Annotated in this window: 27 protein-coding genes, 1 tRNA gene and 1 pseudogene; 18 read left to right on the top strand and 11 right to left on the bottom strand. The window is 67.5% G+C overall.

Annotation, left to right across the window (positions count from 1 at the left end; translation table 11 throughout):
* Nucleotides 1-166: 166 nt before the first annotated feature.
* Nucleotides 167-1,831, bottom strand: coding sequence for a GMC oxidoreductase (locus tag MFF61_RS07055; RefSeq protein ID WP_238234372.1), 1,665 nt, complete (start codon nt 1,829-1,831; stop codon nt 167-169).
* Between the two features lie 711 nt (nt 1,832-2,542).
* Between MFF61_RS07055 and MFF61_RS07050 the strand changes: the two genes are divergently transcribed.
* From MFF61_RS07050 to MFF61_RS06990, 14 genes are all read left to right on the top strand, one after another.
* Nucleotides 2,543-3,841, top strand: coding sequence for a tyrosine-type recombinase/integrase (locus MFF61_RS07050; protein ID WP_238234371.1), 1,299 nt, complete (start codon nt 2,543-2,545; stop codon nt 3,839-3,841).
* 56 nt (nt 3,842-3,897) lie between these two features.
* Entirely contained in the window at nt 3,898-4,230 is a 333-nt protein-coding gene (locus MFF61_RS34030) for a helix-turn-helix transcriptional regulator (protein WP_373324651.1), read from the top strand.
* Nucleotides 4,227-4,556 (top strand): hypothetical protein, encoded by a 330-nt coding sequence (locus MFF61_RS07045; RefSeq protein ID WP_238234370.1) that lies wholly within the window; start codon nt 4,227-4,229, stop codon nt 4,554-4,556. Before MFF61_RS34030 ends, MFF61_RS07045 begins: the two co-directional genes overlap by 4 nt.
* Before the next feature lie 60 nt (nt 4,557-4,616).
* Nucleotides 4,617-4,793, top strand: coding sequence for a hypothetical protein (locus MFF61_RS07040; protein ID WP_238234369.1), 177 nt, complete (start codon nt 4,617-4,619; stop codon nt 4,791-4,793).
* The gene (locus tag MFF61_RS07035; RefSeq protein WP_238234368.1) at nt 4,790-5,125 is read left to right on the top strand and encodes a hypothetical protein; all 336 of its coding nucleotides are present in this window, start codon (nt 4,790-4,792) and stop codon (nt 5,123-5,125) included. The genes MFF61_RS07040 and MFF61_RS07035 overlap by 4 nt, the downstream gene beginning before the upstream one ends.
* Nucleotides 5,097-5,765 carry a hypothetical protein gene (locus MFF61_RS07030; protein ID WP_238234367.1) on the top strand — a complete coding sequence of 223 codons (669 nt, stop codon included), beginning with the start codon at nt 5,097-5,099 and terminating at the stop codon, nt 5,763-5,765. The genes MFF61_RS07035 and MFF61_RS07030 overlap by 29 nt, the downstream gene beginning before the upstream one ends.
* 179 nt (nt 5,766-5,944) lie before the next feature.
* Entirely contained in the window at nt 5,945-6,541 is a 597-nt protein-coding gene (locus MFF61_RS07025; protein ID WP_238234366.1) for a hypothetical protein, read from the top strand.
* Nucleotide 6,542: 1 nt separating this feature from the next.
* Nucleotides 6,543-7,811 carry a phage major capsid protein gene (locus MFF61_RS07020; RefSeq protein ID WP_238234365.1) on the top strand — a complete coding sequence of 423 codons (1,269 nt, stop codon included), beginning with the start codon at nt 6,543-6,545 and terminating at the stop codon, nt 7,809-7,811.
* Complete coding sequence (locus tag MFF61_RS07015) at nt 7,811-8,347, top strand: HK97 family phage prohead protease (protein WP_238234364.1); 537 nt, start codon at nt 7,811-7,813, stop codon at nt 8,345-8,347. The genes MFF61_RS07020 and MFF61_RS07015 overlap by 1 nt, the downstream gene beginning before the upstream one ends.
* A 1-nt stretch (nt 8,348) precedes the next feature.
* Nucleotides 8,349-9,641: a phage portal protein gene (locus MFF61_RS07010; protein WP_238234363.1), complete on the top strand. Its 1,293-nt coding sequence runs from the start codon at nt 8,349-8,351 to the stop codon at nt 9,639-9,641.
* A gap of 187 nt (nt 9,642-9,828) precedes the next feature.
* A complete protein-coding gene (locus MFF61_RS07005; protein ID WP_238234362.1) occupies nt 9,829-10,158 on the top strand; it encodes a phage head closure protein in 330 nt (109 codons plus the stop codon).
* Nucleotides 10,155-10,574, top strand: coding sequence for a hypothetical protein (locus MFF61_RS07000; RefSeq protein WP_238234361.1), 420 nt, complete (start codon nt 10,155-10,157; stop codon nt 10,572-10,574). The genes MFF61_RS07005 and MFF61_RS07000 overlap by 4 nt, the downstream gene beginning before the upstream one ends.
* Nucleotides 10,571-10,969 (top strand): hypothetical protein, encoded by a 399-nt coding sequence (locus tag MFF61_RS06995; protein ID WP_238234360.1) that lies wholly within the window; start codon nt 10,571-10,573, stop codon nt 10,967-10,969. The genes MFF61_RS07000 and MFF61_RS06995 overlap by 4 nt, the downstream gene beginning before the upstream one ends.
* 2 nt (nt 10,970-10,971) lie before the next feature.
* Nucleotides 10,972-13,326 (top strand): hypothetical protein, encoded by a 2,355-nt coding sequence (locus MFF61_RS06990; RefSeq protein ID WP_238234359.1) that lies wholly within the window; start codon nt 10,972-10,974, stop codon nt 13,324-13,326.
* Between the two features lie 144 nt (nt 13,327-13,470).
* Here the strand turns inward: MFF61_RS06990 and MFF61_RS06985 are convergent.
* Nucleotides 13,471-13,547 (bottom strand) — tRNA-His (locus MFF61_RS06985).
* Nucleotides 13,548-13,653: 106 nt separating this feature from the next.
* On the bottom strand, nt 13,654-14,400 hold the full coding sequence (arsH, locus tag MFF61_RS06980) for an arsenical resistance protein ArsH (protein WP_238234358.1): 747 nt from the start codon (nt 14,398-14,400) through the stop codon (nt 13,654-13,656).
* A 50-nt stretch (nt 14,401-14,450) separates the two neighbouring features.
* Here arsH and MFF61_RS06975 point away from each other — a divergent pair, with 50 nt between their 5' ends.
* From MFF61_RS06975 to arsB, 4 genes are read left to right on the top strand one after another with little or no spacing between them, the layout of a single operon-like run.
* Entirely contained in the window at nt 14,451-14,810 is a 360-nt protein-coding gene (locus MFF61_RS06975) for an ArsR/SmtB family transcription factor (RefSeq protein ID WP_238234507.1), read from the top strand.
* Complete coding sequence (locus MFF61_RS06970; RefSeq protein ID WP_238234357.1) at nt 14,803-15,330, top strand: arsenate reductase ArsC; 528 nt, start codon at nt 14,803-14,805, stop codon at nt 15,328-15,330. Before MFF61_RS06975 ends, MFF61_RS06970 begins: the two co-directional genes overlap by 8 nt.
* Complete coding sequence (gene arsC, locus MFF61_RS06965) at nt 15,330-15,755, top strand: arsenate reductase (glutaredoxin) (protein WP_238234356.1); 426 nt, start codon at nt 15,330-15,332, stop codon at nt 15,753-15,755. Before MFF61_RS06970 ends, arsC begins: the two co-directional genes overlap by 1 nt.
* Nucleotides 15,756-15,778: 23 nt before the next feature.
* A complete protein-coding gene (gene arsB, locus MFF61_RS06960) occupies nt 15,779-16,840 on the top strand; it encodes an ACR3 family arsenite efflux transporter (RefSeq protein ID WP_238234355.1) in 1,062 nt (353 codons plus the stop codon).
* A gap of 56 nt (nt 16,841-16,896) precedes the next feature.
* Here arsB and fdhD read toward each other — a convergent pair whose 3' ends face one another.
* The 8 genes and pseudogenes from fdhD to MFF61_RS06920 all read right to left on the bottom strand — a co-directional run bounded on the left by fdhD (nt 16,897) and on the right by MFF61_RS06920 (nt 23,689).
* Entirely contained in the window at nt 16,897-17,790 is an 894-nt protein-coding gene (gene fdhD, locus MFF61_RS06955; RefSeq protein WP_238234354.1) for a formate dehydrogenase accessory sulfurtransferase FdhD, read from the bottom strand.
* A 65-nt stretch (nt 17,791-17,855) separates the two neighbouring features.
* Nucleotides 17,856-18,143: a formate dehydrogenase subunit delta gene (locus MFF61_RS06950; protein ID WP_238234353.1), complete on the bottom strand. Its 288-nt coding sequence runs from the start codon at nt 18,141-18,143 to the stop codon at nt 17,856-17,858.
* A gap of 94 nt (nt 18,144-18,237) precedes the next feature.
* Nucleotides 18,238-18,501, bottom strand: a pseudogene (locus MFF61_RS06945) (formate dehydrogenase); the annotation flags it as partial.
* Nucleotides 18,498-18,971, bottom strand: a complete 474-nt coding sequence (locus tag MFF61_RS06940) for a formate dehydrogenase subunit gamma (protein WP_238234352.1) — start codon at nt 18,969-18,971, stop codon at nt 18,498-18,500. The gene MFF61_RS06940 and the pseudogene MFF61_RS06945, both read right to left, overlap by 4 nt.
* 363 nt (nt 18,972-19,334) lie before the next feature.
* Nucleotides 19,335-20,336, bottom strand: a complete 1,002-nt coding sequence (locus MFF61_RS06935) for a lipase family protein (protein WP_238234351.1) — start codon at nt 20,334-20,336, stop codon at nt 19,335-19,337.
* A gap of 33 nt (nt 20,337-20,369) precedes the next feature.
* Complete coding sequence (locus MFF61_RS06930) at nt 20,370-21,173, bottom strand: EndoS/ChiA family endoglycosidase (RefSeq protein ID WP_238234350.1); 804 nt, start codon at nt 21,171-21,173, stop codon at nt 20,370-20,372.
* A gap of 1 nt (nt 21,174) precedes the next feature.
* The gene (locus MFF61_RS06925; protein WP_238234349.1) at nt 21,175-21,711 is read right to left on the bottom strand and encodes a hypothetical protein; all 537 of its coding nucleotides are present in this window, start codon (nt 21,709-21,711) and stop codon (nt 21,175-21,177) included.
* A gap of 226 nt (nt 21,712-21,937) precedes the next feature.
* Nucleotides 21,938-23,689 (bottom strand): ATP-binding response regulator, encoded by a 1,752-nt coding sequence (locus MFF61_RS06920; RefSeq protein WP_238234348.1) that lies wholly within the window; start codon nt 23,687-23,689, stop codon nt 21,938-21,940.
* Nucleotides 23,690-23,792 lie beyond the last annotated feature (103 nt).

Below are 23,792 nucleotides of genomic sequence, written 5' to 3'. Positions count from 1 at the left end.
CGTGGGCAGAATGCTGCGCGTGCCTCATGCCACCGCCCCAGGATGCTGACGCATCGATCTCGATCCCGGGCAAGCCCGGGATCGACGGGGCCGATGACCCATCGCGACGTGTCGATGCCAAGCCGGAGGCTTGGCGACAAGTCGAGACCGGAACCAAAGGTCGTCTTCAACGACCGTCGGTATAACTCAGCTCGTAGGCCGGCGAGCCAGCGCGATGCATCTTGAGGACGTGGGCGCAGGCCCGCACCGTCAGCGCCATGATGGTCAAGGTGGTGTTCTGGGCACCGCTCGACACGAAGCAGGCCCCATCGGTGACGACGACGTTGTCCGCATCCCAGCATCGATTGTAGGGATCGAGCACCGAGGTCTTCGGGTCCGTCCCCATCGGCGCGCCGCCGACCTCGTGGATCGCGGAGCCGGGAATGCTGGCGCCGGATGGCATCACCAAGCGCCTGCGCATGATCCTGAAGGCGAGATTGTGCAGCGGCTTGCCGATCGGCGTCGCCTTCGGCTTGAGACCCGCAACGGTGGCCATGCGTTGCAACGTCGCGCGGGCATCCGCGACCATCCGCTCCTCGTTCTCGGAGTAGCTGACGTCGACATGCGCGGCCGGGATGCCCCAGGCGTCCCGCTTGGCGGGGTCGAGCGTCACCCTGTTCTGCGGCCGGGGCAGCATCTCGCCCTGCGCGGTGAGATACCAGAAGGGATAGCCCCGCCCGATGCCGCCCATGATGCCGAAGCCCCGTCGGTAAGGCCCCGCCACCGGCTCCGTCGTCCTGAAGGCAGGCACATAGAAGCCGCCGATCTTGCCGAAATCGAAGGCGTCGGTCCGAGCCGTGGGCTCCTGGGCCTCCACGTCTTCGTGCGGCCCGGTCAGTGCGATGTGGACCGCATCCATGAAGTTCCGGCCGAGCCGCCCGGAGCTGTTGCCGACACCGCCCGGATGGCGCTGGCAGCGCGAATTCATCAGGATCCGCAGCGTTTCGATGCTGCCCGCGCACAGGAAGACGAATCGCGCCCGCGCCGCGTGCGTCTGTCCCGTGATCCGGTCGATGTAGCGGACGCCTGTCGCGCGCCCCGTCGCCTCGTCGATGGTGAGAGCCTCGACGATGGCATCCGTCCTGAGCGTCAGCAGGCCCGTCTCCTGCGCCGCCCGGATGGGGAGCGGAATGCGCGACGCGTTGTTGGCGACATACCGCGTCGGAATGACGTGCGCGCCGGGGAACGCCTGTTCGACACGGGCGCGGAATTCTCTCTCGGGCTGGTTGAGGGTCGTCGGCTTGACGTATTTCCCATCCGGTAATCCGGCAATGTCTTCCAGCGTGCCGTTGACGCCGAGAAACGTCTCGACCGTGTCGTAATGCGGAGCGAGGTCGCTGTAGGAGATCGGCCAATCGGCGCCGTGTCCGTCTCGGCTCGCGGCCTTGAAGTCGTCGTCCGACATGCGGAAGACGAGGCGCCCCCACAGGTAGAGCCTGCCGCCGAGCTGGCGTCCCCGGTACCAGTTGAAGGGCCTGCCCGGCGGCGTCGTGTAGGGATTCTGGCGATCGTTGACGAAGAACCGCTGGGTGAGATGGCTGAACGCGATGCAGCGGGCCTGGACGAACTGACCGCCCAGGAGGGCGGCCTTGGACCGCGCGACGAGCGGATGGCCGACCGCGAGGTGATGCCCCGCCTTCGCCGGTTGTGGAAAATCCTTGACCGGATCGACGGCGCGGCCTGCTTCCAGGAGGAGCACGCGCATTCCGCCTTCGGTGAGCTCCTTTGCGGCCCAGCCTCCCGAAGCACCGGAGCCCACGACGATGGCATCGAACTCACGATAGTCGATCATGAAGCTAGTCAACCCCGCGAGCGAGTGGTTCGAGATGCCGTTGATCTGCGCCGAGCCGTGCCGGCTGCGATGAAAGGCCTGCCGACGGCCGTGGTTCTCGGTGAGGCCGATCGCGTCCTCGCATCGGCCGCTCGATCCGACGTTGCGCAGGATCGAGAGGCGCGAGCGTTGCCACGGCGTCAGTGACGACGAGCGGCAATGGCGGACGAACTGCTTCGCGCGCTATGGCATCAGGGGCAGATGCAGCCCTGACATGCTGGAGATGTGCCCTCGGGTTCTCTGCTTGGCTTTTGCCTGTCATGCATGTCCGAACCCGCCCTCACGGTGTCGCACGCCAGCAATAGGCCGTGGCGAGCCCGATTCAGAGTGCGATTTGGGGCAGGTTCGGCGCGCTGAGGGAGTCATCCGAAAGGGCGTCGGCGCATCGCATTCCACGCGTGCCATCCTGGGAGCCGATCGCGCGCTGGCCCCGCTCACCATCTGCCATCTTCAGGAAATCGCTGGTACCGCCACCCCGGCTCGAACGGGGGACCTCTAGATCCACAATCTCAATTTTTTAGTTTGACGGTGTTTTTCCAAGCTTTCCTAAACGCCTGAGCTAGCGTTGTTTTCGGCGAAATCCGGCCCTAGCGTGCTTTCCAGAGTTTCCGCTGATTTTCCTTCCGGTGCCGACCCGGTGCCGACCCGCGGAAACCGGAAGGTAGGGACGAGATGCCCACGGCGCGCCTCACGAAACGCACCGTCGATGCCCTGAAGCCGGCGGCCAGCCGCTTCACGGTCTACGATCAGGAATTGCCGGGGTTCGCGGTGCGCGTCTTCCCTTCCGGTGCGAAGAGCTACGTCGTGGAGTACCGCGCGGGATCAGGTGGCCGGGGTTCGCGGAACGAGCGGCTGACGCTTGGTCCCCATGGTGTGCTTGCAACGGAAGAAGCCCGCAGGCTCGCACGAGAGAAGCTGACGGCGGCTCGCTCCGGTGAGGACCCAGCCGCCAAGCGGCGCGCGGATCGCGAAGCGCCAACCCTGGCGGCGGTAGCGGAGCAATGGTTGGCCGAAGCCGTGGCACCAAAGCTCGCGTCCGGCACAGCGGCCCTCTATCGGATCTATCTCGACAAGCACATCACGCCGGCCTTGGGAACGCGCAAGGTGGGGGAGGTGACGTTCGCCGACGTCGACAGGCTGCACCGCCGCATAGGGGAGGGTGGGCACCGCATCACGGCCAACCGTGTTCTTGCGGCCCTGTCATCCATCTACACTTTCGCCATCCGTCGCCAGATCCTCCCGCGGGCATTCGAGGTGCCGACCCGTCACGTGGAGCGGTTCGGGGAGGAAGCCCGGGAGCGCTACCTCACCACGGAGGAGCTTCAGCGCCTCGGTGCCGTCCTTCGCGAGGCGGAAACGATCGGGCTCGCCTGGAGCGCCGACCCGAACAAGGCCCGATCGAAGCACCGGGCGGCGGATGAGAACGCGCGCACGGTCTACAGCCCGCATGTGACGGCAGCCGTGCGCTTGCTTCTCTTCACCGGTTGCAGGCTCCGGGAGATCCTGCATCTCAGGTGGGCTGATGTAGATTTCGAGCGCGGCATGCTCTTCTTGCCGACTTCGAAAACCGGCCGGCGTGCCGTCGTGCTCAACGCGCCCGCCCTGGCGATCATAGAAGGCCTCCCGCGAGCCTCTGCGTACGTCGTGGCGGGCAACGATCCGGCGAAGCCCCGTGCCGACCTCGCGAAGCCTTGGGCGGCCTTCACGCGCGCTGCAGAACTTGATGGCCTCCGGCTCCATGACCTGCGGCATTCGTTCGCCAGCGTGGGCGCAGGCGGAGGCATGGGGCTGCCGATCATCGGTCGCCTGTTGGGCCACACACAGGCCAGCACCACACAGCGCTACGCTCATCTGCACGCAGATCCGGTCAAGCGTGCGTCGGACCGCATCGGCGCGACTATTGCCGCAGCTCTCGAAGGCACGCCATCTGGCGATGTCGTCCCGATACGGCACGCGCGGCGCACTGCTTGACGAACCTTTCATTTGCTTTAGCTTGGCTCTCAGGAACAGGGCAATCGCGCCCACCGATGGCAACCAGTGCTTGCTGCGCTGGCTTGGTGCACGGTGGGCTTTTTCATTCCCCGGCATCAGTCTTACCAGCAAGCTCCAAGCTTTGTGGAGCGCGATTGATGCCCGAAACTCAGAATAGCACAATAGAACGAGACAAGCTACTCACTACATCTCAGGCTGCTAGCTACTTAGGGGTTACGAAAAACTACCTAGAGCGCCTGAGAGTGTTTGGTACGGGGCCGGTCTTCATTAAGAGCGGTCGACAGGTTCGCTACGATCGCGCGGACCTGGATGAATGGCGTCCAGCTCGTCGGTGTCGCTCAACTTCTGACAATGGAGCGACCGCATGACCCGCCGAAGCTCACAATGCGGATCCTGCGAAGGTGCGGCCTCGCTGGGGATCGTCGGCTTTCACGGCCTCAACCTTCCTGACATCACGGCCGAAGACCTGACGCGCCGGCTGCTGGCGCTCCAACTCGCGACTTGCGTGGTCCGGAAGGACAAAGCGCAGCTCGTCGACATTGCCCGCAAGGGCGACGAGGCGGTGCAGGCACTCTTGGGCAGCCTGGAGGAGTTCACCAGCACGGCCGAGTACCTCGAAGCGCTCGCCGCCATGTGCCGGGACGCTGAGGCGCGCAGCCTCGTTGTCCTCGCCATCGTCAGCAATGAACCATAAGCCTTCTCTATCATTCCGCTCTGATCCATAATCAGGGTATATCGATAGAGGGCCGGTGACATGGCCGCGCAACGTGATCGCCTCGACGTCTTCCAGGGCCGCAACAAGCTCGGATCGGTCATCATGAGCCGACCGGGCACCGTCTACGCGTACGGCCCGCAGGGGGAGCCGGTGGGCTGTTACGCCGACGTCGAGGCGGCCCAGCGAGCGCTCGCCGAACGCAAGAGGGCAGCATGACAAAGACCCTTCGCCGCGTCGTCGACAAGGCTGCCATCGACGGCATGTCAGGGCGCCGGTTCATCGTGACGGCTCATCTCGTGGGGCGCCTTCCGTCCGTTGAGGTGCGTGCTCGCGTCCCAACTAGCGGCGCCCCGGATCTTCGGACCTACGTTGACTTGAACCTGCGGCAGGCGCGCATGCTGGTGCGCCTGCTGGAACGCGCGATCGAAGCGGCTGAGAACGCCGCCGAAGACGCAGCCCGCCACGACGGGGAGCTTCGAGAGCTGGCGGGTCGTGCGACCGCGGCCGAGGCCGCGAACCATGCAGGACCGCAAGCAGCCGAAAGCTGACGACGCCCGCAGCTTCACCAGTTGGAAGCTCGACATCCTGAACGCCGCCTGCGCCGACAGTCGGCTCCGCGCCAGCGAATTCAGGATGCTGGCACGCATTCTCCAGGCCACGAATGCACAGACCCGCAAGGCTATCATCGCGGACGACACGCTTGCGGATGAGGTGCCGGGCTTCAAGTCGCAGAGCAGCGCATGGCGTGCGCGCAGGGCGATTGCGGATGCCGGCTACTTCACGTTCGTGGAGGGCAAAGGCCGCAGCTCCACGGCTTACAGCATCAGCGATGAGCCCGTGAACGCCATCCTCGACGACCTCGGGGCGAAGCGCGATGCCCGACCCGGGAAGCGTGCGGAGCGCCGATCGCAGCGTGCACGAGGCGAGCGAACCCTTGCAAGATTGAAGGGCAGAGCACGCTTGAGCCCCTGCGAATTTGAAGGGTCTGACCCTGCGAGGATGAAGGACCCATTACACCTTACCTCTACACCTTCAGAGCTATCTCTATCGGGTCAGGATATGGCTCCAGCAGAGGACACGAGGCGATGCTGTGAGTGCGGCAAGGCTGCGACCGTGTTCCGGAGTGCATCCGAAATCGATTGGTACTGTGATCGCCATGCGTGGCTCGCTGTCGACCTGGGAGATTAAACCCCGGGGGCCTCGCTTTTGAAATTCGATCCGCGATCCCGGGACCGGGCGTCTCCATCGAAAGCGCGCTTTGCGTTCCCACTCCTTTTTTGAGCGAGCGGCATTTCAGCCATTGTGAACGCTGAGACTTGAACAATAAGGCCGGTTCTGCGTATGTTCTCAGTGAGAGAGGACGTACCATGCCGCGCTTCCCCGCCTTGCAGGCCGTGCTTGCCCGCCTCGACGGCCGATCAGAGTTTGCCGTCGAGACCGTCGCCCGCAGCCTGCGGGAGGCCGGCATGCTGCCGCCAAGCGTGAAGGGCTGGGGTGCCGCGCAGGCGTCGCATCAGAACGCCGCGACGATGCTGATCGCGATCCTCGCCGCCGACGGCCCGAGCGCCAGCCCGGAGGCCGTGCAGCGCTACACTGGACTGCGCAGCCTGCCTGTGCCGGATCGCGACCGGTTGCCCGATCCGCTACCCGGCATCCTGTCTCTCCCCTTCGAGCAGGCGATTGCCGCGCTCGTGAGCGGGTGGCCCGCGGTGGAGACGGCGATGCCCAGCTCTCGCTGGCAGCTTCGCGTCAGCCGGCCCTGGCCGGTGGCTGAGCTGCGCCTGCGGGACGGCGCTGAGTGGCGCCTCGTGGCGAACTGGATCCGGTCGCCGGACGTCGCACAGGTGGCACTTGATGAGCTGCCTGCAGGTTATGCAGTAGACAAAGTTGTGACATCTACCGTGACAGAGCGGACGTTTTCTTCTCTGTCAGCCCTCTTCTATACGGCAGACACAGGAGAATAACGTGGCAACACTTATGGAACTTCGCCAGCAGCGCGCCGCGCGTGTGCAGGAGATGCGCGGTCTGTGCGACGTGGCCGAACGAGAGACGCGCGACCTGAACCAGCAGGAGCAAGGCCGTTTCGACGTGCTCAAGGGCGAGGTGTCGAACCTGGAGGCGCAGATCGGCCGAGCCGAGACCGTGGCCGACATGGAGCGCCGCATGGAAGGCGAGCCCATCGCTGGCCACGGTGGCATGGCGGAGTTGGAGGCGAGATACAGCGTCGGCAAGGCGATCGGCGAGTTCCTGGAGAACGGTCGGCTGACAGGTGCCGAGGGCGAGTATGCCCGCGAGCATCGATCAGGCCGGCAGGGCGCCATCGCCGTCCCGGCCTCGGCACTTCTCGGCAACGAGCGCCGGTACGTCGGCACACAGACGCCTGCGGGTGGTCCGGCTGGCGCGCTCATAGCGACGAACCTCGGCCCGCTGATCGACCGACCGCGGCCCGCTCTGAAGGTGCAGAGCCTCGGCGCAACCGTGCTGTCCGGCCTCAGCTCGAACCTCGACCTGCCGCGCCTGAAGTCTTCGGGCACTGTGGGATGGGTCGGAGAGCATCAGGAAGGCCCGCAGGCCGACCCCACCTTCGACAAGATCAGCATTGAGCCGCACACTGTCACGGGCAATTACGAGATGAGCCGCCGGATGCTCATCCAGGCACCTCAGATCGAAACCGTCCTGCGGAACGACCTCGGATGGCTGCTCGCCCAGGCGCTCGACCTGATGGCCGTTCGCGGGACGGGATCAGGAGCCGCGCCGGCTGGCATCAAGGGCACGGCCGGCGTGCCGAAGCTGACGTTCGGCACGGAGAAGTCGGCGCAAGACTGGATCAATCTGACCGCATCGATGATCGGCGCCATTGATGCTGCGAACATTGAGGGCGGTACGGGCTACCTCACGAGCCCTCAGGTGCGCGCAGTCGCCTCCAAACTCCTCACTCAGGATGGGATGCCGTTGGGTGTCTCGACCATCTTCAATCAGGAGCGCGTTGAGTTCACAACGCAGATACCGTCCAATCTCGGGGCTGGCACGAACCTTTCGGAAATCTACTACGGTTCGTGGTCGCAGTTGATCGTCGCTTACTTCTCGTCGGTTGACATCGTTCTTAACCCGTATGCTGACAGTATCGCCAAGAAGGGCGGCGCTTATCTGCATGCATTCCTCGACGCGGACGTTGCCATCCGTCATCCGGAAGCATTCGTCTACGCCGACGACGTCCCGACGACGTTGGCGTGATGGAACAGCGCGCTGCAGCCCTCGAAGTCCGCGCAGCCGGCCGGCGCCTTACAGGGCTGGCGGCTGTCTTCGGCGTGGAGGCGCGCATTGCCGATCCGTCCCGTGGCGCGATCCGCGAGCGGATCGCGCCGGGCGCCTTCACGGCTTCTCTGGCGGGCGACGTGCTCGCACTACGGGATCACGATGCCAGACGCGTGCTCGGCCGAACGAAGAGCGGCACACTGCGACTGAGGGAGGATGCGCGCGGGCTCGCGTTCGAGCTGGATCTGCCCGACACCAGCGAGGGCCGAGACGTGTTGGTGATGGCGGAGCGTGGCGACCTCGGCGGGATGTCGTTCGGCTTCAGTGTCCGGCCTGGGGGCGAGGTGTGGACCGGCGACCTGCGCGAGCTGCGCGCCGTAGACCTCGCGGAGGTGTCCGTCATCAGCGGATGGCCCGCCTACCGCCAGACGACTGTGGAAGCGCGCGGAGGGGTCTACGAGCCCCGACAGCGGCTTTCGATCGCCCGACGCTACCTCGACACTCTCGGAGGCTGAGATGGGCGCGCTGCGCCGTTTCCTGGGCTTGGAGACCCGTGCCAGTCCGCCCGCCCCAGCCGTGAAGGCGAGCGACCCGTTCCTGGCGAGCTACTTCGGCTTGGGGTGGAACGGTCGCCAATACGCTAGCCCCGACGAGGCCGTTCAGTGCATCGCCGTTGCGGCCAGATGCGTGAGCCTCATTGCGGAGGGCCTTGCGAGCCTGCCGCTGAACGTCCTGCGGCTGACCGAAGACGGCGGACGCGAGCCCGCTCCTGACCACTACCTGATGCCGCTGCTTAACAGCGTGTCGAACGATCGCGCCACGGCCTTCAGCGTGCGCGAGGGATTGGTGCGGGACGTCGCGACGTGGGGGAACGGCTTCGCCCGCCAGCACATCGACGGGCGGGGCCGAGTGATCGCCATCGATCACCTGCCCCACCCATGGGTCGGCATCGAACGATTACCATCCGGAAGGTTGCGCTTCCGGGTAACAGACCCTGTGCATGGCACGATTGTTCTGACGCAGGATGAGACCGTGCACCTGCGCTATGCGACGCGGGACGGCTTTATCGGGGTCTCGCCGTTGCAGTGGGCCGGGGCCGCGATCGGTCTTGTCGTCGGACAGGCGGACCTTGCGCAGTCGCAAGTTGATCGAGGTTTCACACCTGATCTTTCGTTTGAGACAGATGCTTCTTTTTTCTCTGCTGCACAGGGCAATCAAGCTGCTAGTCCGTATGGGCATGATATGGCAGAGAACGCTTTTCAAAGGCTCAAAAAACAATTGCACGAAAGAGTTCAGCGTCTTCGTAACGAGCCTTTTACTCTCCTACTTGAAGGGGGTCTTACTGCCAAACCTTTGGCGCCTTCGGGCCGTGAGGCGCAGTTCCATGAAAGCAGGCTCACCGGCATGGAGGATGTGGCGCGTCTCTACGGCGTGCCGCTCTCTGTCGTGGGCCTAGGCAAGAACGCCAGCTATGGAAGCCTGTCCGAAGAGAGCCGGGCGTTGGTGCGAGATTGCTTCACCCCGTGGGCGCGTCGGATCGAAACCGAGTTGATGCGATCGCTGCTGACGACGGAAAGCCGGCGTCAGTTTGTCATCGAGCACGACCTCACCGGCCTGTTGCGCGGCGACCTTGCGGCACGGTTCGCGGCCTATCGAGAAGGCATTGAGGCGACGGTTCTGTGTCCGAACGATGCACGCCGCATGGAGGGCCTGCCGCCACGTCCTGGTGGCAACCTCTACGCGAACCCCAACACCACACCTGCTGCGCCGCCACAGCAGCAGGTGCCGCCTGCCAATGCGGCGGCCTGACCGATTGCCGGGGTGTCAACGTCCCCAGGCAAAGCCCAGCCGGAGGTGGCTCAGAACACCGGCAGCCGGCGGCCCTGCATCCACGGGGATGAGCCGGCGCCCCGTCGGAGGCTCTGTCCGATCGACATGGCCGGTCGCGCGGCTTTCGCGCATCGCGCGGCCGGCATCCTGACGAGGGAGCACTACGATGGTCGGCGCTGGCGCCATGAACCGCATGATTGCCATAGAGGCCGCGACGAAGGCCCGCGACCCCGTCAGTAACGAGATTATTCGGTTATGGGAATTATTCACAAACAGTTGGGCTTATCGTCGCGACATGACAGCGCGCGAATTCATCGCATTGGGTGGCAGAAATAGTGAGCAAACTGCTACATTCACTATCTGGAACCAGCCCGGCATCACTCGCGAAATGAGGATCAACGATAATGGGCAGATCTTTGAGATCACCGGAATTGTTGATTATGGACTGAAACTCCAGTTGCAGGCGGTTGCCCGGAATAGCGAGGAAGAGACATGAGCGAGACCCCCAACGTTGTTAGCCATGTCATTGCATCGATCGGTGGCAAGGCAGTCCGGTTCGAGATCCCCCGGACGCACGCCGCACTCGGGCGCCTCGAACTGGACGTCGGCTCGGCCCTTGAGGTGTGGCGGCGCCTCACCGAAGAAAAGTGGACGGCGGCGGACGTGCTTGCCGTCCTACGCGCGTCTCATCCTGCTCCTCCGGATCGCCACCAGCCGCCGATGCCACTGCGCCGGTTGGATGGCAGTCTTGCCGATGCTGTCGTGCGGACGCAGGGCGTGGATCCTCACGTGGTAGAGGCCTTGGTACAGCGGCAACCTATGGCCATGTGGGCGGCGCTCGCCGGCCTCGTGATGACCGGGTTCCTGTTCGGTCTTGACGAAGACAAGGCCGTTTTCTCGGTGCCGTCATGATCGGTGGGCGCGTCGGCAACCTCGCGCTGTTCGTCGCGCAGCTCGCCAATACCGAGCGCAAGCTGAAGGCGGCGGCACAGTCGCGCGCCGAGGGGGAGGCACAGCGCGCCGTCGAGGCGATGCAAGAGCAGATCCCGGCGCGCTCCGGCACCGCCCGGGCCAGCATACGCTGGGAGCCACTGCCCGATCAGGCCGGGGCTCGCGTGCTGGCCGGCGGCCCGGAGACCACCCAGGCGGAGTACGATTACATCCGCGCCATCGAGTTCGGCCGGCTCCCCAGTCGAACCGGCCCCGGACAGCGTCCCCAGCCATTCTTCGGGCCGGTCGCATTCGAGACCGAGATGGATGGCGCCGATCGCATAGGCCGCGGGCTTTCCCAGGACATGAAGGACTGAACATGGCCGAGCGCGCAGCCCTCAGCTTCGACATCACCGCGAACGTCTCGAATTTTCAGCGCGGGATGCAGCTCGTCACCGACACAGCGAAGCAGCGTGCCGCGCAGTTCGCGCTGGAGTTCACGGGCGCCAGCCGTACCGCCGAGATGGCCTTGAGCAACTTCGCGAAGCGGTCCGGCAGCGAGATCACGAAGAGCATCACGGCAGCGGCCGTGAACGCTAGGCAGTCCCTCATCGCGACGGCTTCGCCCGCAGCCTACGCCGCTGGTCAGCAGGTCGTGCAGGTCGGCGCTCCGATCGCAGGTGCGGCCCTCAGCGGCGCGGCGAGTGGCGCGGGCTCACTCGCCGCTGCCGGCGCCCTTTCGCTCGTCCGCAACATCGCCCCGTACGTCGCAGCATACGCCACCATCAAGGTCTCCCTTGAGGCGGTGCAGGCAACGGCAAAGGCCGCGATGGATGCTCTCGACGGTGTGAACAAGATCGGCACCGAGAGCGCACGGCTCGGCGTCTCTACCGATTTTTATCAGCGTTGGACCAATAGCGCCCATGAGCTGAAAGTAGAGGCCAAGGATCTTACAGCGGCGCTAGAGCAGGCTTACCGGGCCTTCATCGTGATGCAGGGCACGGAGAAGCCGAACGCCGAAGGGGCCGGTGGCAACCAATCCGCATTCGAGCGGCAGCTCCGCGCTCAGGTGCGGGCCGGCAATGCTCCGGCCGAGAGCGTGCCGCGCTTCCTCGGCTCCGCCACCGATGAGGACAAGCTCCGCACCGCCCTGGAGATCATGGAGGGCATGTACCGGGCCGGCGCCCAGATCGCGGCCCTGGACCTCGCCAGCAAGCTGATGCCGGAAAGCATCGTTGACCGGCTGCGGAGCGGCAGCCTGGAGTTCCGGGACCTCCTCCGGAGCGCGACTGACCTCGGCAACCTCAACCTCGTGGTGGTGAAGGCGGAGGACGTCACCCGGGCGCAGGAGCTGAAGCGCCGGCTGGAAGAGGCAGAGAACACGCTGGCCAACGTGGGGCGGCAGTTCAACACCGACCTCGCCCGCGCCGGCATGACGCTCACGGATGCCGCGATCGCGTGGAAAGAGATCCTGGCGCAAGGCGCATCGATCGCGCTCAACGCCTTTCGCGGCATGCAAGCCGCAGCGCGTGAGTTCCAGCAGGGCGGGGCGGGCCTATCGAGCGGACCGCGAGCGCCTTCGATCGCTGCGCAGCTCGGCGCCCTTGCGCCCGGCCAGTCTCGCACCGGCCCCGCCGCGGATGCCGGCATGCAGGACGCGCTGGACAAGATGCGCGGGTCGATGAACCCGACCACCATCGCCGCTGCGCAGCGTGCCTCAAAGTCGGTGACGGATCTGTTTTTCGGAGACAAGACCAAGCCCCTCATCACCACTACGCCACGCTCGTCCTCATCCGAGAGCATCGACGCGGTGGAAAGCTTCACCCGTAGCCTCGAAAAGCAAGTAGCCGGCCTGAAGGCAGAGGCGGACGCCTTCAACAAGTCGACTGCTGAGAAGCAGCGCGCGGTTCAGCTGGCTCGCGCTGTCGAAGTTGCACAGCAGGCCGGGATCAAGCTCAGCGATGAGCAGATCGCACGCATCAACAAGGCGGCCGACGCATACGGGCACGCCAAGGACCGGATCGCAGCCCTGGAGCAGCAACAGCAGCTCGCGGCTCAGGCTGCGCAGTACTTCGGGCAGGCGCTCAGCGACAGCATCGCGGATGCCCTCATCGACGGGCAGAAGCTCTCCGATGTGCTGCACAACCTCTCGCGCCAGCTCGCCCGCATGGCGCTGCAGGGATTGCTCACGGGGACGGGGCCGCTGGCTGGTCTCCTGGGGACAGCAGCTCCGGCGACCGAGAGCGGCGCCGGCACGCTCGGCGGCTTGTTTGGAGGCGCGCTGTCGTTCTTCCGGGGCGGCGGAGGTGCCGCGATGGCGGCTGCGAGTGCCCCCGTGGTTCTGAGCGACGGGGCGCTGCTGCTGCACGACGGTGGCCGGGTCGGTGATCCCGGGATCCCGCGGGTCCGCGTCGATCCCCGGATCTTCCACGACGCCCCTCGCTACCACACCGGGCTCGCCTCGAACGAGTTCGCGGCCGTCCTGCAGGAAGGCGAAACGGTGCTCACGGAGCGCCAGACGGACATGGTGCGCGGGTCGCTGTCGGGTGTGCGGTCAGGCGGCGGGGGTCAGAAGGCGGTCACGGACGCGCGCTCGTTCGCGTTCGACATGCGCGGCTCGACCCTAACCGAGGCCGAGGTCCGGGCGATGTTCATGCAGGTGCTCTCGGCCTACGACAGCGAAGCCAACCGCACGCTCGGGCAGCGGATGGCCAACTGGCGCGAGAACAACTGAGGTGTGGACTGCCCCAGCAAAATTGTCGCAGGGCAGCGATTGCTAGCCTGAGCGTGTGCCGACCCGGTGCCGACCCGTTCGGCATTGGCGATATGGGCGGCTCCCATGCCGCCTCGAAACATCGTTTGTTTGTAGAGGGTTCGCTGGTACCGCCACCCCGGCTCGAACGGGGGACCTCTAGATCCACAATCTAGCGCTCTAACCAACTGAGCTATGGCGGCGTGCGATGGGCGCTGTGTAATGCGGGCCGGGGCGCGTGACAAGCGCCGGCGGGCGGGAAAGAGGGGAAACCGGCGCCGAGGTCGGGTCGCGGCCGGGCGGGCGCCGTCAGCGCTGAGCGAAGCCGATGTCGGCGCCCACGGCCTTCAGGCGGTCGGGGTCGCGCTCCTTGCGCTCGCTGTAGCGGTCCACGAGAGCGTCGGCCCGCTCGCGGGTCAGCAGCGTGAACTTCATCAGCTCCTCGCAGACGTCCACCACGCGGTCGTAGAGCGGGCCGGGCTTCATGCGGCCGCCCTCGTCGAATTCCCGGTAGGCCATGGGCACGCTCGACTGGTTCGGGATGGTGATCATCCGCATCCAGCGCCCGAGCAGGCGCAGGCTGTTGACGGCGTTGAAGCTCTGCGAGCCGCCGGACACCTGCATGACGGCGAGGGTGCGGCCCTGGGTCGGGCGCACGCTGCCCTCGCTGAGCGGCAGCCAGTCGATCTGGCTTTTCATCACGCCGGTGAGGTTGCCGTGCCGCTCGGGCGACACCCAGACCTGCCCCTCGGACCAGAGCGAGAGCTGGCGCAGCTCCTGCACCTTCGGATGGTCGGCGGTGGTGTCGTCGGGCAGAGGCAGGCCGTCCGCATGGAAGATCCGCACCTCGCCGCCCATGACTTCGAGCAGGCGGGCCGCCTCGTAGGCCAGGAACCGGCTGAACGACCGCTCCCGCAGTGAGCCGTAGAGGATCAGGAAACGCGGGGCGTGGGTGAACGGCTGCCGGGGGGTGATGGCGGCGGCCGTGGGCGTCTCGAAGTGCGCGGCGCTGAGGTTCGGCAGGCCGTCGGCAAACGGCTGGGCGGGCTTGTCCAAGGGGCGGCTTTCGTCTACATTTCAACAATGATTGAGATATTGCATAGATGATGGATGAACGGCAAGCCATCGCCGCCTTCGCGGCCCTCGGTCAGGAGCACCGCCTGCGCATCGTGCGGGCGCTCGTCACCGCCGGCCCGGACGGTCTGGCGGCCGGCGTGCTCGCGGGCGGGGTCGGAGTGTCCGGCACCAATCTCTCGTTCCACCTCAAGGAGCTGAGCCGCGCCGGGCTGATCCAGTCCCGGCGAGAGGGGCGCTCGATCCTCTACAGCGCCGCGTTCGCGGGCCTGTCAGGCCTGGTCGAGTTCCTGATGCGCGACTGCTGCCAGGGCCGCCCGGAGGTCTGCACCCCGGCCGTCGAAGCCCTGACGGCCTGCCTTTGCCTCCCCGGAGACACCGCCCATGCCTGATCGCGTCTACAACGTGCTGTTCCTCTGCACCGGCAACTCGGCCCGTTCGATCCTGGCGGAAGCCATGCTCAACAAGGACGGGCAGGGACGCTTCCGGGCGTTCTCGGCCGGCAGCCGGCCCAAGGGCCAGCCGCACCCGCTTGCCCTGCAGGCGTTGCAGGAGAGCGGTTATCCCACCTCAGGCCTGCGCTCGAAGAGCTGGGACGAGTTCGCCGCGCCGGATGCCCCGGTGATGGATTTCGTATTCACGGTCTGTGACGACGCAGCCGGCGAAACCTGCCCCTTCTGGCCCGGTCAGCCGGTCACGGCGCATTGGGGTATCGAGGACCCCGCCGCGATTGAGGGCCTGGACTACGTGAAGGCGGCGGCCTTCCGCCAGGCGCAGCGCTATCTCAAGAACCGCATCGCGGCGTTCATCGCCCTGCCGATCGCCAGCCTGGACGAGTTCGCGCTGACCGCCAAGGTGCGGGAGATCGGCCACCAGGAAGGGGCCACGTCGGCCCGGCCGCAGGTCGCGTGATGGACGTGATCATCTACCACAACCCGGCCTGCGGTACCTCGCGCAACACCCTGGCGATGATCCGCAACGCCGGCATCGAGCCGCATGTGATCGAGTACCTGAAAACCCCGCCGTCGCGGGCCCTACTGGTCGCGCTGCTCGATCGCGCCGGCCTGTCGGTACGCGACGTGCTGCGCGAGAAGGGCACGCCCTACGCCGAGCTCGGGTTGAGCAACCCGGCGCTGACCGACGCGCAGTTGCTCGACGCCATCGCGGCGCACCCCATCCTGCTCAACCGCCCGCTGGTGGTCTCGCCCAAGGGCGTGCGCCTGTGCCGGCCGTCCGAGGCCGTGCTGGACCTGCTGCCGGCGCAGCAGGGCGAGTTCATCAAAGAGGACGGTGAGCGGGTCGTGGATGAACACGGCCGGCGTGTCGCCACCGCCTGAACCCCGCGAAAGCCTGTGCCCCCATGTCCACCTTCGAACGCTACCTGACCCTGTGGGTCGCCCTCTGCATCCTTGCCGGCCTCGCGCTCGGCCACGTGATGCCGGGGTTCTTTCAGCTGGTCGGCGCGACCGAGGTCGCCAAGGTCAACCTGCCGGTGGCGGTGCTGATCTGGCTGATGGTCATTCCGATGCTGCTCAAGATCGACTTCGCCGCGCTCGGCCAGGTCGGCCGGCACTGGCGCGGCATCGGCGTCACCCTCCTGATCAACTGGGCCGTCAAGCCCTTCTCCATGGCGCTGCTCGGCTGGCTGTTCGTGGGATACCTGTTCAAGCCCTACCTGCCGGCCGACCAGCTCGACAGCTACATCGCCGGCCTGATCATCCTGGCCGCCGCGCCCTGCACCGCCATGGTGTTCGTCTGGTCCAACCTGACCAAGGGCGAGCCGCATTTCACCTTGTCGCAGGTTGCGCTCAACGACAGCATCATGGTGGTGGCCTTCGCCCCCATCGTCGGTCTCTTGCTCGGCCTGTCGTCCATCACGGTCCCGTGGAGCACGCTGGTGCTCTCGGTCGTGCTCTACATCGTCATTCCGGTGATCGTGGCGCAGCTCGTGCGCCGGGCCTTGCTGGCCTCGGGCGGACAGGCGGCCTTGGACCGGCTGCTGCACACCCTCGGCCCGGTGTCGCTGGTCGCCCTGCTCGCCACGCTGGTGCTGCTGTTCGGCTTCCAGGGCGAGCAGATCCTGGCGCAGCCGCTGGTCATTGCCCTGCTGGCCGTGCCGATCCTCATTCAGGTGTATTTCAACGCGGGGCTGGCCTACGGGCTCAACCGCCTGGCCGGGGAACAGCACTGCGTCGCCGGCCCTTCGGCGCTGATCGGCGCCTCGAACTTCTTCGAACTCGCGGTGGCGGCCGCGATCAGCCTGTTCGGGTTCCATTCGGGCGCGGCGCTCGCCACCGTCGTCGGCGTGCTGATCGAGGTCCCGGTGATGCTCACGGTGGTCTGGATCGTGAACCGCAGCCGGGGCTGGTACGAGCGCGGCGCGGGGCGCGCCGCGCTGCACCCCGCCTCCCGCGAGGTGTAGGCCCCGAGCCGGGCCGGTCGCATCGGTCCGCCGTGCGCCCGCGCCGGGCTCGGCCCTCAAGGGGAGGGCGCCGGTGGCGCGGTGACGAGGCGCTCGGGTCCGGTGAACACCGTGACGGTGTCGCTGCGGGCGATCGCCGCCAGGGTGAGGCCGTGCAGGCGGGCGCGTTCCACCGCAAGCGAGGTCGGGGCGGAGATCGCCACCAGCACCGCGGCGCCGAGGCTCGCCGCCTTCTCGACCATCTCGAACGAGCAGCGGCTGGTGATGACGAGGAAGCCCGTCTCCGGCCGCGTGCCCGCGCGCAGCAGCGCCCCGATAAGCTTGTCGAGGGCATTGTGGCGCCCGACATCCTCGCGCACCGCGAGCACCTGCCCGTCGAGATCCGCCCAGGCGGCGGCGTGAACCGCCCGCGTCTCGCGGTTGAGAATCTGGCGATCGAACAGGGCGGCGAGCGCCCGCTCCACCGCGGCGAGCCGCACTGTCACACCGGCATCGGGCTTCGACTCGGCCTTCGGGATGTCGGCGAGGTCGTCGATGCCGCAGACGCCGCAGCCGGTGCGGCCGCTGATCGCGCGCTTGCGGGCGAGGTGCTCGCGCAGCCGCCCCGGCGCGAGGTCGACGAGGAGGCGCAGGCCCCCGTCGCCCGGTTCCACGGCCGCGCCGCGGATCTCGTCGGCCGAGCGCACGATGCCCTCGGTCAGGCTGAAGCCGTAGGCGAAATCCACGAGGTCGGCGGGCGTCGTCATCATGACCGCGTAGGGCACGCTGCCGTAGATCACGTTCACCGGCATCTCGACCGCGAGCGGCCGCGTGTCGGCCCGCGGCTCGGGATCCGCGTAGGCGATCACTCGCGTGGGCACGCGCACGGCCGTGTCGGCCGCCGCCTCGCCGCCGCCGGGCAGCAGCCCGCCGCTGGATGGCGAAGCGGGGGAGGGCGAAGTCTTTCGCATGGCAAACCGGGCCTGCCTGTCGGATGGCCGGTTGGTACGCCGAACCGGCGCGGCCGTCACCCGGGTCAGCCTGCGTCGCTCGCGCCCTCGCCGAGGCGATGCGGGTCGGAGGTCGCGGGCCGGACCGGGCTCGGCGCCGCCGCCCGCTCGAACGCCGCCACGACGAGCGGGTCGAGGCGCCCGCCGGCCTGCGCGGCATGGGCCTCCAGCCGCGCGCGCATCGTCGGCGTCCAGTAGGCCGCGATATGCTTGCGGATGCCGGCCACGGCCTCCTCCTCCGGATAGGAGCGGAAGAAGGTGGCGATCTGGTTGGCCATGCGCACGAGCTTGTCGGTCGAGGAGGTCGCGCTCATCGCCATCACTCCGCCGCGTCGAGGGTCTGGGCGATGCGCGTCAGGGAAAAATCCTCCTCGAAGAAGCGCGCCTGCCAGTCGGAGGGGCGACGCGCAGGCGGTGCGCCCCGCCCTCGGCGAGCCCCGCGTCGAGCAGCGATTCCACGTCGCCCGGCCGCACCGGACCGTAGGCGATGCGGCCCTGCGGTGTCGCGACCTCGCCCATCGGTTCGAGCCAGACCATGCCGCGCGAGCCCGTGCGCACGATGGTGAGGTCGAGGCCGCGCGCCGCCGCGGCCTTCGCGAGGGGTCGGGCGACCCGGTCGGCGCCGAGCCCGAGGGCAACCGAATCGCGGGGGATGAAGACCGTCACGCTCACGCGGCCACCTCTATCAGCGCGGCCTGGAGGCCGTCGGCATCGAGCCGCGCCACCGGGGCATCGTCGATCAGCGCGGCCGGGCCGCAGGCGCGCAGGCCGAGGCAGTAGACCGGCTCCACCGTCACCGCGCCGTCGCGGGTCGTGCCGTGCCACTCGATGCCGAGCCGGCGCAGCACCTCGGCGTGCATCGCCTCGGCGCCGACCGCCTGACACGCCTCGGCCCGGCAGAGCTTCACCACCTGCCGTCCGGGCGGGCCGGCGCGGAAATCGTGGTAGAAGGTGATGCAGCCGTGCACCTCCGCCTTCGAGACGTTCAGCGCCTCGGCGATGAGCGGCACCGCCTCCTCGTGCACGAAGCCGAACGCCTCCTGCAGGGCATGCAGGATCGGCAGCATTGCGCCCTCGCGGTCGGCGAGCCCGGCGATGATCTCGGCGGCGCGCGGCGCGCTCCACGGCTCGATGGCCGGCATCGTCTCCTCCGCGGTTCGGTTCTCGTTGCGACGCGGAAGGTGGCGGATGCGCAGGCCGGGAATCAATCGCGCGGTTCCGTGGAACGACAAGGAATTTTTGTTGAGCGCGGAAAATTTCACCAGCAAGGCTGGATGGAGACCGGTCGCACGAGGCGTTCGTCCCTGTCAAATCAGCTCAATTTTCCAGGTGTTTGGCTCGATGATCTGGAATCGGTCCAGATCCGATCTGCGCCAGGGATCGCACGGGCAACCAACCGGCGCGGGCTCGCGGATGCACGCGCGCTTCACATGCCAATGGGTGAAGGCGAAAGCCCGAGCAGGACAGGGGACCCGCGCGCGTCATGCCGCGATCAGGAACACGGCTCAGCGCGCAATGCCGTCGAGATGCACCGGCGCGGGCCGGGGCGTGGGCGAACCGGTGGCGGCCGCGTGGCCGCGCGGCACCACCGCGCTGCCGAAGATGATCGAGAACGGCAGCGGAGGCGCCCCGAGCAGGGCCAGGTAGGTGTCCGGCATGTGCTGATGCAGCGTCTCGAACACGTAGGCGACGAGGTCGCAGGGGATGACGGGCTCGCGCAGCAGCACGCCCGGCAGCGGGACGGCCGGGCCGACCGGCGCGTAGCCGTAGCCGCCGAGGGCGAGCCGCGCCGCTGTCGCCGTCAGCAACGCCTCGACCGCGAGGCCGCCCTGCGGGGCGGGCTGGTAGAAATCCCGGGTGGCCAGCACCCGGTCCCAGCCATACGCCACCGTGTCGAGGGTGTTGAACACGCGGCGCAAGCGGCCCTCCAGGCGCGAGCCCGGCCCGAACAGGTCGGCGAACGGCTGGTTGCCCGGGGTCATGCCGGCGAAGCTCACGGCACCGAGGCACCGGTCCGGCTCCGCCTCGGCGAGACGCAGGGCCAGCACCGGCGCGAGCGTGCCGCCGAGGCTGTGCCCGGTGACCGTGAGGGCGGCCTCCGGCGGCAGGGCGGCCACCGCTGCGGCGAGCGTGACCCCCTCGGCATCGCGCAGCGCCAGGAGGTTGGCCAGCCCCTGCGCCGTGCCGGCCGAGATCGCGGCCCCCGGCGCCCCCGGCCAGTCCGTCATGTCGCCGAACGGGCTGTCCTGGGCACCGTCCTGCCAATAGGCGGGCGAGAACGGGTTCGGGTAGGTGCCCCGGATCGCCAGCACGCAGGCGCCCGTGCCGCCGTCGCGGGCGATGTAGGCGAAGTTGACCGGCGGGTCGGCGGGAGCCGCGAGCCAGGCTAGGGTCCAGCCGGCGGTGGGCGCGGCCTCGCCGAGATAGCGCCCGATCGAGGCGGGCGCGCCGTACGCGATGCCGGCGAGCGTCATCAGGACGGCGTCGTCGGGAAGCGGCTCGGACATCCGGGTGCTCTCCGGTGAGGGGCGCGCGGCGGGTCAGGGCAGGTTGTCGTGGATCGTGCGGGTCCAGGTCCCGTCCGGCTCGCCCGTGACGCTCTCGATGTCCTGGCTGAGGTTCCAAAGCATCATGCCCCGCTTGGCTCCCCCGGATGGGTTCCAGGCGCTGAGCCGCGCGGTGTCCGCGACCGACGTGCCCTGCGTGATCGGGCCGACCTTGTCCGACTTGACCCCGATCGCGATCTTGGCCGGCTCGATCACGGTCGCGTATTGCTCCACGAGCGCGGTCATGCTGTCGAAATCGAGGAAGTAGGCCATCGTGTTGATGCCGGTGAGAACCGGCGCCAATTGCTTGATGACCGCCTGGTCGCGGCCGAAGAGGTAGGTGTCCAGCGTCAGGATGGCGTTCGGCATCGCCTTGCGCATGGCCGTGAAGGTGTCGACGAAGGGCTGGCCCGGGTTGCTGTCGAGATCCTCGTTGTCGATGTCGAACCCGTCGAGCCCCCAGTCGTTCGCCAGGTTGGCGCACCAGCCCGCGAAGGCGACCGGATCGGTGATGCCGGTGTTCCAGCCGACGCCGACGGGGTCGGGGGTGCCGATCAGCGACAGCAGGATCTTCACGTGGGGCGAGGAGCGCCGCAGCGCCGCGACGCCGGCCCGGATCGTGTCCTCGCTGTTCGCCTTGAACAGGAAGCTCTGGCAGGTGACGTTGCCGCGAAACAGGTTGGCGAAGGCGAGCGTGACGGTGTCGACGTAGGGCGGCGTCGCGCCCAGCAGCGGGCCGGCGCCCGACCCCGACGGCACGTAGCCGAGCCAGAACGCCGTGAAGGACTGGCTTGCCATCTCAGATCCTCGCGGCACCGCTGAAGGTCGGGACGGCGTAGACGACGGCGTCGAGGGCGGTCGCCTTCGTGATGTCGCTGCCGCTGGTGTAGAGCAGGCGTTGCGTGGGCGTCGCGATCAGCGAGCCGGGCGTCTGGCCGTCGATCGACACGGTGCCACGCCAGCCGGTGCCGCCCTGCGGCAGGGCGGCATCGGTCGGGAGCCCCGGCAGGGCCTGTACGCCGTAGATCACCGTCTGACCGGAGAACAGCGTCTGGCCGAGAAACCCGCGACCGACCGATGCGAAGAAGCTGTTGTAGGGTTGAACCACTCCCTTCGCATCGATGATCTGAGCCTGCAGTGCGGATTGTCCGGCACCTTGATTGAAATCCGTCGTCTCTTTGAAGGTGATGTTGAAATTCGCCTGAGTGGTTCCCGGCGCCAGCGACAGCTGCACCCAGTAGCCCTGAATGACAAAGGGATTGGGTGCGCTGGGAGGCAGGATGCCGCTGGGAACAAGCGTTTCTGCGAGAATTTCAAAGGCTGAAAAAAGCGGCATCTGATTTCCACCCGTGAAAATATTGCGCCTTGTATAGCGACTGGGGTGGAATTCACACAAGACTTGTCGTCGAGTCAACCGATAAAGACTTTTCCATGTGTCGATTTTGCTTGCGTCGCCTGCGGGCAGGCGGCCGCTCGCAAGCTGGCCGCGCCGGGGAGGGCGCGCCTCCGACCCCCGGACGGCCGACGGCGCACGGAGCCGGAGCGCCGCGGCCCGGCCGGACTCAGGCCAGCTCGACCGCGATGTTCGGCAGATGGATCGCGAAGGTCGAGCCCGGCTCCGGCGCGTGGCTCTCGGCCGAGGCGCGTCCGCCGTGGAGTTCGGCGATGCGCTTGACGATCGAGAGGCCGAGTCCGGTCGAGCCCTCGCCGCCGGTCGGCTTGGCCGAGAGGCGCTGGAAGCGGCCGAACAGCCGCCCGGTATCCTCCGGCGACAGGCCCGGCCCGAAATCGCGCACCGCGAAGAGCGTCTCGTCCCCAGTCCGCTCCACGCTCACCACGATCTCGGCCCCGACCGGGCTGTACTTGATGGCGTTCGAGATCAGGTTGTCCATCGCCTCGCGCAGGCGCTCGCCGTCCCCGCAGATGAACAGGCTGTCGGGCAGGCGGGCGCGCAGGACCTGGTTCTTGGTCTCGGCCAGCGGCGCGTTCGCCTGCGTCACCTCGCGGGCGAGGCCCGCGAAATCCACCGGCTCGCGGCGCAGCGTGATGTCCAGGGCATCGTTCATCGCGTCGGCGATGAGGCTCTCGATCATGCCGGTGAGCCGGCGCGCCGAATCGCGGATGTGGCCGACCTGCGCCCGCATCGCCTCGACGGGCTGGGGCAGGCTGCCGATGAGGTCGCCCAGCATCTCGGCCCGCCCGAGGATCACCGCGAGGGGATTCTTGAGGTCGTGCGCCACCGTGCCGAGGATCTCGGTCTTGAGCTGGTTGGCGCGGCGCAGGTCCGAGCGCTGCATGGCCAGCCGGCGGTTGGCGCGCATCAGCTCGGCGGTGCGCTCCACCACCCGCTGCTCCAGGCTCACGTTGGCCCGCTGCAATTGCTCGTAGAGGATCACGTTGTCGAAGGCGATCGACAGGCGCGAGGTGAACAGCGCGATCAGGGCCCGGTCGGTCTCGGAGAGCTGGCGGTCCGCCTTGAGCAGGGCGACGATCTCGCTGCCGCTCGCCGTGTGGACGTAGAGCGTGGACCAATGGTCGCCGAAGGTGTGGCGCCGCTCGGCGAAGGCCTGCGCCACGATGGTCTGGACCTCGGGATCGAGGGGTGCGGGCACCCCGTCCACCGCGAGGTGGTGGTAGCAGCCCGAGCCGGCCAGCACGCAGAAATCGTCGTCGCGCCCGGCATTCTCCCGCAGCACCAGGATGCCCTCGCAGGCGACGTTGAGGAGCGAGGCGACCTGGGTCAGCACGCCCTCTGCCAGCCGCTGCATCGATTTGTAGTCGAGCAGCATCGGCGCCGCGTCGATGATGATCTCCAGCCCCCGGCGCGTCTCCTGCAGGCGCTTGAGCTGCTGGTAGGCGCGCAGGGCCGCCGTCAGGCTGGTGAACAGCTTGTCGGCGGTGAGTTCGGTTTTCGCCTTGTAGTCGTTGATGTCGTAGTCGACGATCACCCGGCGCTCCGGCGCCTGCCCCGGCTGGCCGGTGCGCAGGATGATCCGCACCGCCTCGTCCTTCAGGTCGCGGCGGATGAAGTCCACCAGCCGCAGGCCCGCATCCTCGGTCTCCATCACCACGTCGAGCAGGATCACCGCCACGGTGGGGCCGCGCGCGGCGAGCAGATCGCGGGCCTCGGCGGCGGAATGCGCCGACAGGATCTCCAGCCGCGCCCCGTCGAGGGCATAGCCCGAGAGGGCGAAGCGGGTGCCCTCGTGCACGGCCGGGTCGTCGTCCACCACCACGACGGGCCACATCGTCGCCGCCTCCTGCGCGGCCTCGCCGTCGTCCGGCAGCAGGAACAAGATATCGTCGTCGGCCATCGACAGTCCGGTCCGGGTCGGTTGCGATCAGTCGCGCTCATCCTGACCGGACGACGCGTGCGGAACAAGGTTCGCACGGCCCTGCCTGCGTCGCGATGCGGGA

It is taken from the genome of Methylobacterium isbiliense (assembly GCF_022179325.1).
Lineage (GTDB): Bacteria > Pseudomonadota > Alphaproteobacteria > Rhizobiales > Beijerinckiaceae > Methylobacterium > Methylobacterium isbiliense.
Note: the sequence above shows the minus strand (reverse complement) of the source record. Positions and strands in the feature narration are given on the sequence as shown.